Origin of the sequence: Kitasatospora sp. NPDC059577, from assembly GCF_042735475.1 — a bacterium.
GTDB lineage: Bacteria > Actinomycetota > Actinomycetes > Streptomycetales > Streptomycetaceae > Kitasatospora.
This window is the reverse complement of the sequence record NZ_JBHWBZ010000071.1, coordinates 36089-47325: the sequence shown is the minus strand read 5'-3', so window position 1 is coordinate 47325 and position 11237 is coordinate 36089. Positions and strand designations below refer to the sequence as shown.

The 11237-nt window shown below is 73.6% G+C and carries 8 protein-coding genes; 1 reads left to right on the top strand and 7 read right to left on the bottom strand.

What is annotated here, in order from left to right:
* Positions 1 to 90: 90 nt before the first annotated feature.
* The 3 genes from ACFV0O_RS36135 to ACFV0O_RS36125 form a co-directional block, all read right to left on the bottom strand.
* Entirely contained in the window at positions 91 to 429 is a 339-nt protein-coding gene (locus ACFV0O_RS36135) for a P-II family nitrogen regulator (protein WP_360262055.1), read from the bottom strand.
* Positions 429 to 1826, bottom strand: coding sequence for an ammonium transporter (locus tag ACFV0O_RS36130; protein WP_380348284.1), 1398 nt, complete (start codon positions 1824 to 1826; stop codon positions 429 to 431). Before ACFV0O_RS36130 ends, ACFV0O_RS36135 begins: the two co-directional genes overlap by 1 nt.
* Before the next feature lie 329 nt (positions 1827 to 2155).
* A complete protein-coding gene (locus tag ACFV0O_RS36125; protein ID WP_380348282.1) occupies positions 2156 to 3610 on the bottom strand; it encodes a hypothetical protein in 1455 nt (484 codons plus the stop codon).
* Between the two features lie 615 nt (positions 3611 to 4225).
* Between ACFV0O_RS36125 and ACFV0O_RS36120 the strand changes: the two genes are divergently transcribed.
* Complete coding sequence (locus ACFV0O_RS36120) at positions 4226 to 4903, top strand: bifunctional DNA primase/polymerase (RefSeq protein ID WP_380348280.1); 678 nt, start codon at positions 4226 to 4228, stop codon at positions 4901 to 4903.
* A gap of 123 nt (positions 4904 to 5026) precedes the next feature.
* On the opposite strand, the gene ftsY is transcribed toward ACFV0O_RS36120, so the two are convergent.
* From ftsY to ACFV0O_RS36100, 4 genes are all read right to left on the bottom strand, one after another.
* Positions 5027 to 6262, bottom strand: coding sequence for a signal recognition particle-docking protein FtsY (ftsY, locus tag ACFV0O_RS36115; RefSeq protein WP_380348278.1), 1236 nt, complete (start codon positions 6260 to 6262; stop codon positions 5027 to 5029).
* 47 nt (positions 6263 to 6309) lie between these two features.
* Positions 6310 to 9948 carry a chromosome segregation protein SMC gene (gene smc, locus ACFV0O_RS36110; protein ID WP_380348276.1) on the bottom strand — a complete coding sequence of 1213 codons (3639 nt, stop codon included), beginning with the start codon at positions 9946 to 9948 and terminating at the stop codon, positions 6310 to 6312.
* A 160-nt stretch (positions 9949 to 10108) separates the two neighbouring features.
* Positions 10109 to 10312 (bottom strand): hypothetical protein, encoded by a 204-nt coding sequence (locus ACFV0O_RS36105; protein WP_360262049.1) that lies wholly within the window; start codon positions 10310 to 10312, stop codon positions 10109 to 10111.
* Between the two features lie 413 nt (positions 10313 to 10725).
* The gene (locus tag ACFV0O_RS36100) at positions 10726 to 11025 is read right to left on the bottom strand and encodes an acylphosphatase (protein WP_380348273.1); all 300 of its coding nucleotides are present in this window, start codon (positions 11023 to 11025) and stop codon (positions 10726 to 10728) included.
* Positions 11026 to 11237: the final 212 nt, after the last annotated feature.

Genomic DNA, 11237 nt, shown 5'->3' with positions numbered 1-11237 from the left:
TCGTATTTTTTTAAAAGCGCCCGGCGGGGCGGGTCAGGCGGGCGGGGGGCCCGGGCTCCGGTGGGGGTGCGGGCCCGCCGGCGGTGGGGGCTACAGGGCGTCCGGGCCGCGCTCGCCGGTGCGGACCCGCACGGCGGTGTCGACCGGGACGCTCCAGACCTTGCCGTCGCCGATCTTGCCGGTCCTGGCGGCCTTCACCAGGACCTCGATCAGGTCGTCGGCGTCCTCGTCCTCGGCCAGGACCTCGATCCTGACCTTCGGCACCAGGTCCACGGTGTACTCGGCGCCCCGGTACACCTCGGTGTGGCCGCGCTGGCGGCCGTAACCGCTGGCCTCGGTGACGGTCAGGCCGTGGACCCCGAAGGCCTGCAGGGCGGCCTTCACCTCGTCCAGGCGGTACGGCTTGATCACGGCGGTGATGAGCTTCATCAGGCGTCGACCTCGGTCTTCTCGGCAGCCTCGTCGGCGGCCTTCTCGGTGGGCTTCTCGGCGGCCTTCGCCGCAGGCTTCGCGACGGACGGACCGCCCGGCGCGACGGCCGCGGCCAGACCCGGCAGGGCCCGGGCCAGACCCGCCCCGACGGCGCTGAAATCGTAGGCGGACTCGGCGTGTTCGGCCTGGTCGATGCCGGCCACCTCGACCTCCTCGGCGACCCGGAAGCCGACCAGCCTGTCGACCGCCTTGGCGAGCAGCCAGGAGAGGACGAAGGAGTACGCGGCGACCACGGCCACGCCCATCGCCTGCTTGCCGAGCTGCCCGATCCCGCCGCCGTAGAACAGGCCCTTGGCGGTCTGGCCGACCCCTCCGGTGGCGAACAGGCCGACCAGCAGCGAGCCGATCGCCCCGCCCACCGCGTGCACGCCCACCACGTCGAGCGAGTCGTCGAAGCCCCAGCGGTACTTGAGCGAGACGGCGGCGGCGCAGACCGCGCCCGCGACCAGGCCGATCGCCACCGCGCCGAGCGGGCTGACCGAGCCGCAGGCCGGGGTGATCGCGACCAGTCCGGCCACCGCGCCGGAGGCGGCGCCCAGCGTGGTGAACGCGCCGTGCTTGAGCTTCTCGTAGACCAGCCAGCCGACCAGCGCGGCGCCGGTGGCGACCTGGGTGTTGACCATCGCCATCGCGGCGACCCCGTTGGCGGCCAGCGCCGAGCCCGCGTTGAAGCCGAACCAGCCGAACCACAGCAGCCCGGAGCCGAGCATCACCAGCGGCAGGCTGTGCGGGCGCATCGGGTCCTTCTTGAAGCCGACCCGCTTGCCCAGCACCAGGCAGAGCGCGAGGCCGGCGACGCCGGCGTTGATGTGCACGGCCGTTCCGCCGGCGAAGTCGATCACGCCGTTTCTGTCGCCCAGCCAGCCGCCGTGGCCGCCGTCGAAGAAGAAGACCCAGTGCGCGACCGGGAAGTAGACGATCGTCACCCAGAGCGCGATGAACAGGCCCCAGGCGGCGAACTTGGCCCGGTCCGCGACGGCGCCGCTGATCAGCGCCGGGGTGATGATCGCGAACATCAGCTGGAAGACCGCGAAGGCGGTGACCGGGATGGTCCCGGTGAGCTCGTTCAGCCCGATGCCGCGCATCCCGAGGAAGTCCAGGTTGCCGATCAGACCGGCGAAGGAGTCCGGCCCGAAGCTGAGCGAGTACCCGTAGAGGACCCAGAGCACGGTGACGATGCCGAGCGAGAGGAAACTCATCGCCAGCATGTTCAGTGTGCTCTTCGCCCTGACCATGCCCCCGTAGAAGAAGGCCAGCCCCGGGGTCATGAGCATGACCAGGGCCGCACTGATGAGCACGAAGGCGGTGTCGCCCGCGCTGAAGCCGTCCGGCATCGGCGTCTCCTCTGCGTCCAAGCCGATCCGCACCCGGGTACCTGTCCCGTGCCACCCGGGGTGTCGGCGATGAAGAGGAGAGTGCCGAAGGCTGGTTTCGGCCAGTGCGGCCGGTTGTTTCGCCACCGTGACGCGTGCGACGTGCGGGTTACGACTGCGTGAACCGCAGCCCTGCGGCCACCCGGACGGGCTACCGTGCGCCGGCGCGGCCGGCCCCCGGCGCGCCCCCGGCGGGCCCGCACCACCGACCGTGACGGTCGCGGCGACGTGCCACCGACCGTGACGGCGGCGGCCGCCACGGTCGGTGGAGTCCGGGGCCGAGCCCGTGCTCAGACCACCGAGACGTACTCCGGGATGTCCTGGACGACCCGCTCCTTGAGCCGGCTCACCGCGTCCACGCCCTTGAACCGGGCCGCCGCGGCCTCCGTGGTCTTGCGCACCCGGGAGTTCAGCCGCTCCGAGCGCACCTTGGTCGCGATGTCCACCGCCTGCTCGGCCATCACCGCCGCCTGCTCCGCCTCCTTCTGCAGCAGGTGCACGCTGGCCATGCCGATCAGGTTGAAGGCGTACGAGCGCACGTGGTCGCCGTCCTGGCGGAACAGGTCCACCGCGCGCTCCATGACCGGCGCCGACAGCGAGGCGTACAGCTGGGCGTTGTCGGAGTGGTAGGCGAGGTCGCGGAAGGAGTGCGCGTTCTCGGCGTTCAGCTCCGCGGGCGAGAAGAACTTCAGCCAGTCCGGCTCGTCGTCCCCCTCGCGGATGTCGGTGAAGGTGTCCTCGGAGAGCCGGATCGCCCGCGCGCAGCGGTTGATCTCCCCGATGGTGGCGTAGGCGCGCGCCTCCATCGCGTACAGCAGGGACTGCTGGCGCGGGGTGGCGGTGTCCCGGCTGCCGTACTGCGCCAGGTGGATCAGCTCCAGGGCGTCCTCGCCCCGGTTGAGGTGGATCATCTGGCGGCTCATGTCGGTGAGGATCAGCGCGCCGAACGGGCGGTCACCGGCCTCCTTGGCCGCGTGCAGGGCCAGCACGTAGTACTTCTGCGCGCTCGGGTGCATCCCGACGTCGTACGACATCCACCCGGCCAGGTGGGCGAGTTCGGCGGTGAGCCGGAACAGCCGCCGGGTGGTGTCCTCGGTGTACGTCTCCTGGAGGAGGTCGGTGACCTCGTGCAGTTGGCCGACGACGGCCTTGCGGCGCAGCCCGCCGCCGTTCTGCGCGTCCCACTGGCGGAACTTGACCGTGGTCTGCTCCAGCAGTTCCAGCTCGGGCTCGGAGAGCCGGCCGGTGAACGCCTCGCCGCCGTTGGCCGCGGTGAGGATCGGGGTGGGGATGCCGGTCGGGCCGGGGGTCAGCCAGCGCTGCATCGGCTCGATCAGCGCGGCGCCGGCGGTCAGCGCCAGCGAGGTGCCGAGGAAACCCCGGCGGTTGAGCATCAGGTCGCTGCGGGAGTAGTCACTGATCAGCTGGACGGTCTGCGGGCCGCTCCAGGGCAGGTCGACGCCGCCGCCCACGGTGGAGACCGGGATCGCGGCGCGCAGGCCGAGGTCCTCGATCGAGACCACCGAGCCGAAGCGCTCGGAGAAGAGCTCCGACATGATCTTGGGGATCGGCTCGCGGGGCTGCTCGCCGTCGAGCCAGCGGCGCACCCGGGAGGTGTCGGTGGACACGTGGTGGGCGCCGATCTGCCGGGCCCGCCGGTTGACCTGGCGGGCCAGCTCTCCCTTGGACCAGCCGCTGCGGGCGAACCACGTGGTCAGCTTCTCGTTGGGTTGCTTCTCTGCCATGGGTAACGCCCCATCCCGCCCGGCCCCTCGCGGGGCCCCCGATCGTGACCGCCCGACGGTTGCGGGCTCTTACCAGACGTGCCGTGCCTGAGGTGGTGCCGCGCCGCGCCCTCGCACTGGTGTGCCATCGTCGCGGACGATCCGTCAGATTCCCAACTCCCGTTCTCCGGCGGCCCGGAGCGGGCGCTGGCGGACATCCGCCTGCTGAACGTAATGCCCCACGAGGTGCCCGCGGGAGCGGCCCTGGCGAAACGCCACCTTTCGCCACCCCCAGGAGTGAACCGAAGTCAGGGGGCACACGCTTCACTGGGTAGTCCCGACGGTCCGGCATATGCGGGCCGCCAAGTCGCCCGGACCACCCCGGAAGACCCGGCAGCACTCGCAATCCACCGCAGCCACAGGCGAGTTCACCACCCACTCCGGGCGGCAACAGTCTCGCGCACATGACGATCCGGCATCCGCGCCGCCCCCACAAGGCGGCGCCCGAAGCGCACCACCGGAACAGGCGCACGCCACGCGCTGCGCGCCGCCACCGCACTACGCACCACGCAGCTGACAATCGACACACAGTCACCGTCCCGTAACCATCGGCAACGAGAACCTGTTGGGGGAGGCATGGACAACCTGTTCGGCGAACTTCGACTGGGGCACCTGCGGCTGGCACCGCTGGGCGCGCGCCGCCGCACCAAGGTCACCGCGTCCCAGGCCGCCGCGGAGTACACCGGCCGCTGGGGCTGGGCGGTCGCCACCGGCGAACCGGCCGACTCCGCCACCGCCCCGACCCGCTGTCCCTGCGGCGCCGCCCGCTGCGGCGCACCCGGCCTGCACCCGGTGCCGGGCAGCGGGGCCCGGGCCCGCGCCGGCCGCGCCGAGGGCTCGGTGCTGTTCGCCACCGGCCGCGCGTTCGACGTCCTGGACGTCCCCGAGCAGGCCGGTCTGCAGGCGCTGGTCCGCCTGGAGCGGATGGGCACCCAGGTCGGCCCGGTGCTCACCGCCCCCACCGGCCGCCTGCAGTTCCTGGTCGCCGCCGGCACCGCCCGCCGGCTCCCCGACCTGCTGTACCGGATGGGCTGGGACGACGCCGCGCTCGACCTCACCTGCCACGGCGAGGGCGGCTACGTCGCCGCGCCGCCCACCGTCCTCGGCGGCCTCGGCCCGGTCCGCTGGCTGCGCCGCCCCACCCGCGACAACGCCGGTTGCCCGCCCGAGGCCCGGCTGCTGCTCGGCACCCTCGCCTACGCCTGCCACCGCGGCCGCGAGCGCACCGCCGAGCCGGCCTGGATCGCCTCCTGACCCGCCCGTTCGCCCCCGGGCAGCCCTGATCCGACGCCGAAGGGCCCGCCCCGAGCGGAGCGGACCCTTCGTACGGCCGGACCCGACGGGCCCGGAGCGGCCCCGGGGGGCCGCCGGGGAACCTCAGTCCCCGATCAGCGCGTCCACGAACGCGCCCGGCTCGAACGGCGCCAGGTCGTCGGCGCCCTCGCCCAGACCGATCAGCTTGACCGGCACGCCCAGCTCGCGCTGGACCGCGACCACGATGCCGCCCTTGGCCGTGCCGTCCAGCTTGGTCAGCACGATGCCGGTGATGTCGACCACCTCGGCGAACACCCGGGCCTGGATCAGGCCGTTCTGGCCGGTGGTGGCGTCCAGCACCAGCAGCACCTCGTCCACCGGGCCGTGCTTCTCGACGACCCGCTTGACCTTGCCCAGCTCGTCCATCAGGCCGGTCTTGGTGTGCAGTCGGCCCGCGGTGTCGATCAGCACGGTGTCCACGCCCTCGGCGATGCCCTCCTTGACCGCGTCGAATGCGATCGAGGCCGGGTCCCCGCCCTCCGGGCCGCGCACGGTGCGCGCACCGACCCGCTCGCCCCAGGTCTGCAGCTGGTCGGCGGCGGCGGCGCGGAAGGTGTCGGCGGCGCCGAGCACCACGCTGCGGCCGTCGGCGACCAGGACACGGGCCAGCTTGCCGGTGGTGGTGGTCTTGCCGACGCCGTTGACGCCGACGACCAGGACCACGGCCGGGCCCTCCTCGTGCTTGGTGGAGCGCACGGTGCGGTCGGAGTCCTTGCCGATCAGCTCGACCAGTTCCTCGCGCAGCAGGGCGCGCAGCTCCTCGGGCGTACGGGTGCCGAGCACCTTCACCCGGGTGCGCAGCCGCTCGACGAGCTCCTGGGTGGGGGCCACGCCGACGTCGGCGGTGAGCAGGGTGTCCTCGATCTCCTCCCAGGTGTCCTCGTCCAGGTGCTCCCGGGAGAGCAGCGAGAGCAGGCCCTTGCCGAGCGAGTTCTGCGAGCGGGAGAGCCGCGAGCGCAGCCGGACCAGCCGGCCGGCGGTGGGCTCGGGGACCTCGACGGCGGGAACCGCCTCGGCCTCGGCGGGCTCGACCTCGACGACCTCGGGGGCCTCGGGGGCCTCGGGGGCCTCGGGCTCCGCCGGGAGTTCCACCTCCTCGACGGTGCGGCGGGGCTCCTCGGTCGGCGGCGCGGACTCCTCGCCGACCTGGGGCTCCTGCGGAGTGGGCTTCGGCGCCGTGATGACCGGCGCCTGCGACTTCGGGGGCAGCTGCTGGCGTCGTCTGCCGGAAACGACGAGGCCCGCGATCGCGCCGACGGCGATCACGGCGATGACTACGGCAAGGATCACGTATTCCATAACCGCTCCAGTATCCGCGACCGGAGCCCGGATGGACCGCATCCGCCCTACACCGACGCGGTGCGTACCCCTGTCGGCGGTTCCCGTCGCTCCCCGTCGGACCGTCGTCCCGGACCGGCTCCCGGGCGCAGCCGCTGGCTGATCACCTGCGAGATGCCGTCGCCCTTCATCGTCACCCCGTAGAGCGCGTCGGCGGACTCCATGGTCAGCTTCTGGTGCGTGATCACGATCAGCTGGGAACTCTCCCGCAGCTCCTCCATGATGCCGACCAGCCGGCGCAGGTTGGTCTCGTCCAGCGCCGCCTCCACCTCGTCCATCACGTAGAACGGGCTGGGTCTGGCCTTGAAGATCGCCACCAGCAGCGCGACCGCGGTCAGCGAGCGCTCGCCGCCGGACAGCAGCGACAGCCGCTTGACCTTCTTGCCGGGCGGGCGGGCCTCCACCTCGACCCCGGTGGCGAGCATGTCGTCCGGGTCGGTCAGCACCAGCCGGCCCTCCCCGCCCGGGAAGAGCCGGGCGAAGACGCCCTCGAACTGGGCGGCGGTGTCGTGGTACGCCGCGGTGAACAGCTGCTCGACCCGCTGGTCCACGTCCCGGACGATGTCCAGCAGGTCACGCCGGCTGCGCTTGAGGTCGTCCAGCTGCTCTCCGAGGAACCTGTGCCGTTCCTCCAGCGCGGTGAACTCCTCCAGCGCCAGCGGATTGACCTTGCCGAGCTGCTGGTACGCCTTCTCGGCGGCCCTCAGCCGCTTCTCCTGCTCGGCCCGCACGTACGGGTACGGCTCCCCCGGCTCCTGCCCCTCCTCGGGCGTCGCGGGCGGGACGGGAGTGTCCGGTCCGTACGCGGCGAGCAGTTCGCCGCCGTCGATGCCGAACTCCTCCAGGGCCCGGGACTCCAGCTGTTCGATCCGCAGCCGCTTCTCCGCCCGCAGCACCTCGTCCCGGTGCCCGGCGTCGACCAGCTTGTCCAGCTCCTCCTTGAGGCCGCGGCCGTGCTCCCGGTGCTCGCGCAGCTCCTCCTCGCGCTCGGCGCGAGCCCGTTCGGCGGCCGCCCGCCCGGCGTCCGCGCGCGCCAGCGACACCTCCAGACAGGCCAGCAGCTGCCGGGCGCCCGCCGCGACGGCGTTCGCCACTCCGGCGTCGTGCTCGGCCCGCCGGCGGCGCTCGGCGGCCCGGGCGCGCGCCTCGCGCTCGGCGCGGGCGGCCCGGTCCAGCTGGTCGGCACGTCCGGTCAGCGCGCGGACCCGCTCCTCGTGGGTACGCACCGCGAGCCTGGCCTCCAGCTCGGCCTGCCGGGACGTGCTCGCGGCCTCCGCGAGCCGCTGCTGCTCCGCGGTGTCAGGTTCGTCCTCCCCCGCGTCCGCCGACTCCTCGGCCGCGGCCAGCCGCTGCGACAACTCCTGCGCGGTGTCCAGCAGATCGGCGAGGCCCTGGTCGGCGCGCGCGGCGGCGGCCGACAGCCGTTCGGCCTCCCCGGCCACGGCGCGGGCCTGCCCGCCGAGGCGGCCGAGCGCTCCCGCGACCTCGGCCCGCCCCTTCTCCGCCTGCCGCCTCAGCTCGCCGAGCCGATCCACCTCGGCGGCCGACTCCCTTCGGCGCGCGGTGAGTTCGGCCAGCAGCCCGGACGACTCGGCGCAGCGGACGGTGAGTTGCTCGATCGCCCGGGCCGCTTCGGCCACGGCCGCCTGGGTCTCCAGCAGGCTCGGCGCTCCGGCGGAGCCGCCGTGCGCGAAGCCGGCGCCCAGTCGGTCCCCGTCGGCGGTGACGGCGGACAGCCCGGGGCCCCCGGCCGACGGCCCGGGGTGCGCGGTGACCAGCCGCAGCGCCGCGTCCAGGTCGGCGACCACCACCACCCCGGCCAGCAGCTGCCGGACGGCGCCGATCAACTCGGCCGGGCCGTCGACCAGTTCGGCGGCCCACCGGGCCCCTTCCGGCAACTCCGCGGTCCCGTCGGGCCCGTCGGCCGCACCGGCGATCAGCAGCGCGGCCCGCCCGGCGTCGTCCGCCCGCAGCAGCCGCAGCGCCTCGGCGGCGGCGGACGGCGAGTCGACGGCGACCGCGTCGGCCGCCGCGCCGAGCGCCGCGGCCACCGGCACCTCGTACCCGGCCTCGATCCGCAGCAGCGCGGCCGCCGGGCCGAGCAGTCCGCCCAGCCGCTCCCCCGCCGCCAGCAGCGCGCCGGTGCCGTCCTTGCGGCGCAGTCCGAGCGCGAGCGCCTCGTGCCGCGCGGTGAGCCCGGCCCGCTCGCGCTCGGCGACGCCGGCCGCCTCCCGGGCGGCGGTGAGCTCCCGTTCGACGGTGGCCAGCCGCTCGCGGGCCTCCCGGTAGCCGGATTCGGCCCGTTCGTGGTCCCCGGCCGCACCGTCGACCTGCTGCTGGAGCGCGTCCAGTTCGCCCTGCGCGGCCTCGGCGCGCAGCAGCGCGTCGTCCCTCGCCTCGGTGAGCCGCCCGATCTCGGCCTGTGCGGCGGCGGCCTTGGAGCGGGCGGCACCGGCCTGTCCCTGCAGTCGGGCCAGTCCCTCCCGGCGGTCGGCGATGGCCCGGGCGGCGTCCCGCAACCGGCGCTCCTCGGCGGTCAGCGCCCGTTCCAGCTCGCCCTTGCGTTCGACGGCCTCGGCCAGCGCGTACTGCGCCTCCTCCAAGGCCTCGGCCAGCGCGGCCTCCTCCTCGCGGACCCGCTCCGCCTCCCGTTCCAGTTCCTCCGGGTCGCGGCCGCGCCGCTCCTCGACCTGGCCCCCGGCGGTGGCGTGCCGGGCCCGGGCCCCGGCCAGGCCGATGGTGCCGCGGGTGCGTTCGGCGAGTGCGGAGAGCCGGTACCAGGTCTGCCGGGCGGTCTCCAGGCTCGGTCCGAGCTGCTGGACCTGGGCCTCCAGGAGGCGTTCGCGCTGGACGGCGCGGGCCAGTTCCTGCTCGACGGTGGTGCGGCGCAGCCGCAGCGCGAGTTCGTCCGCGACCTCGGCCTCGACGGCCCGGCGGAGCGTGGCCAGGTCGTCGGCGAGCAGCCGCAGCCGGGCGTCGCGCAGGTCGGCCTGGATCCCGGCGGCCCGGCGGGCGATCCGGGCCTGCCGGCCGAGCGGGCCGAGCTGGCGGCGCAGTTCGGCCACCAGGTCCTGGACCCGGTTGAGGTTGGCCTGCATCGCGTCCAGCTTCCGCAGCGCCCGTTCCTTGCGCTTGCGGTGCTTGAGGACGCCGGCCGCCTCCTCGATGAAGGCGCGGCGGCCCATCGGGTCGGCGTGCAGGACGGAGTCGAGCCGGCCCTGCCCGACGATGACGTGCATCTCACGGCCGATGCCGGAGTCGGAGAGCAGTTCCTGGATGTCCAGCAGGCGGCAGGTCTCGCCGTTCAGCGCGTACTCGCTGCCGCCGTTGCGGAACATGGTCCGGGTGATGGTCACCTCGGAGTAGTCGATCGGCAGGGCTCCGTCGGTGTTGTCGACGGTGAGGCTGACCTCGGCGCGGCCGAGCGGGGCGCGCCCGCTGGTCCCGGCGAAGATGACGTCCTCCATCTTGCCGCCGCGCAGCGACTTGGCCCCCTGCTCGCCCATCACCCAGGACAGCGCGTCGACCACGTTCGACTTGCCGGAGCCGTTCGGGCCGACCACGCAGGTGATGCCCGGTTCGAAGCGCAGCGTGGTGCTGGAGGCGAAGGACTTGAACCCGCGCAGCGTCAGACTCTTCAGGTGCACGCGGCCGGTCTCCTCGTCGCTCGCCAGGGCCCCAGCGTGCGACTGTATCCGGAGCCGGACACGACGAAGGGACGCCACATCAGGGCGTCCCTTGCAAGCTGCGTCCCTTTCGGGGCGGCTCAGTGCACAGCGGCGTCGATCTGCGAGGACCGGGCGGGACTCAGGTGAGAGCCGGCTCCCGCTGATCCAGATCGATGCTGTTGAGCAGCGAGTGCTCGTCAGCGACAGCGGTGAGAGCGTCGTTCTCGGCCTGAATCCGAAGAAGCTCGGCTTCGAGGTCCTGGACGCGCTGCTGAAGCCGTCGCATCTCGGAGAGCATTCGCGGGTCGGGGCCGCCGACGTACCCGAGAAGCGCCTTTGCCATGATGAATGGTCCTCCACGCTGAGTGACCGAACCGGAACGGTCCAGGTCTAGGGGGAAGGGGGACGCACGCGCGGCGCGCCACCGGAAGTGCTGGCTGGGCACTACGGCACAACCACCGTGAGCTGGGCTCACGAGGGCATGCGCCTGCCGGATAAACGCGGTCGTGTGCGCGGGTTTCCAGCGTCTCACCAAAGACGGAAAGGGTCAACACGATCACCGCACGCTACCGCGCCCGTGTCACCTGCCCGGCGGTGTGGTCACGCCTGGGGGCCTTCGGGACGGGTCCACCTGGTGCTCGTGGATCATCGTTCGATGCGGAGTCAACCACGAGTCTGCCCGGATGGCAACCTCGTGACACCGACAGTTCCGGATCTTTTCCCGGGCGCTCCGGCGGTGGTCCTCCGGGGGGCGGCTCAGCGGATCTCGAAACCCTCGTAACCAGGGCCGACGGCCGTCCAGATCTCGGTCACGCCGCTCACTCTGCCCGGGGTTCCGGGGCCTCGCAGCAGGGCCAGCAGCTGCTCGCAGTCGGGTGCGAGCCCTTCGGCGACCACCTGGACCCGGCCGTCGCCGAGGTTCCCGGCGTAGCCGGTCAAGCCGATCTCCAGCGCCCGTGCCCTGGTCCACCAGCGGAACCCGACCTCCTGGACCTTCCCCCGGACCCAGGCGGTGACCCGGACCGGTTCCTCACTGTGGGCGTCGCGACCGTGCATGCCCCGACCCTAGCGGCCCGGGTGCCCAGGCACAGCTCGGGCCCGGGCGCGCGGGCCGGGGTGTGCGGGCCCGGGCGCGCGGGCCGGGGTGTGCGGGCCCGGACACGGGTGCGGGCCCCCCGGCATGGACGGCGGGGCCGCAAGGGGTGGGGCGCGCGGGTCGGGCGACCCGTACCCCCCCCCCCCGGGGTCCCCGCCCACCCCGCATGCGC

Excerpts from the sequence above, each read along its gene's own strand:
- ACFV0O_RS36135 (WP_360262055.1), bottom strand. The coding sequence starts at position 429 with ATGAAGCTCATCACCGCCGTGATCAAGCCGTACCGCCTGGACGAGGTG.
- ACFV0O_RS36120 (WP_380348280.1), top strand. The coding sequence starts at position 4,226 with ATGGACAACCTGTTCGGCGAACTTCGACTGGGGCACCTGCGGCTGGCA.
- ACFV0O_RS36105 (WP_360262049.1), bottom strand. The coding sequence starts at position 10,312 with ATGGCAAAGGCGCTTCTCGGGTACGTCGGCGGCCCCGACCCGCGAATG.
- ACFV0O_RS36125 (WP_380348282.1), bottom strand. The coding sequence starts at position 3,610 with ATGGCAGAGAAGCAACCCAACGAGAAGCTGACCACGTGGTTCGCCCGC.
- ACFV0O_RS36130 (WP_380348284.1), bottom strand. The coding sequence starts at position 1,826 with ATGCCGGACGGCTTCAGCGCGGGCGACACCGCCTTCGTGCTCATCAGT.
- ACFV0O_RS36100 (WP_380348273.1), bottom strand. The coding sequence starts at position 11,025 with ATGCACGGTCGCGACGCCCACAGTGAGGAACCGGTCCGGGTCACCGCC.
- ftsY (WP_380348278.1), bottom strand. The coding sequence starts at position 6,262 with ATGGAATACGTGATCCTTGCCGTAGTCATCGCCGTGATCGCCGTCGGC.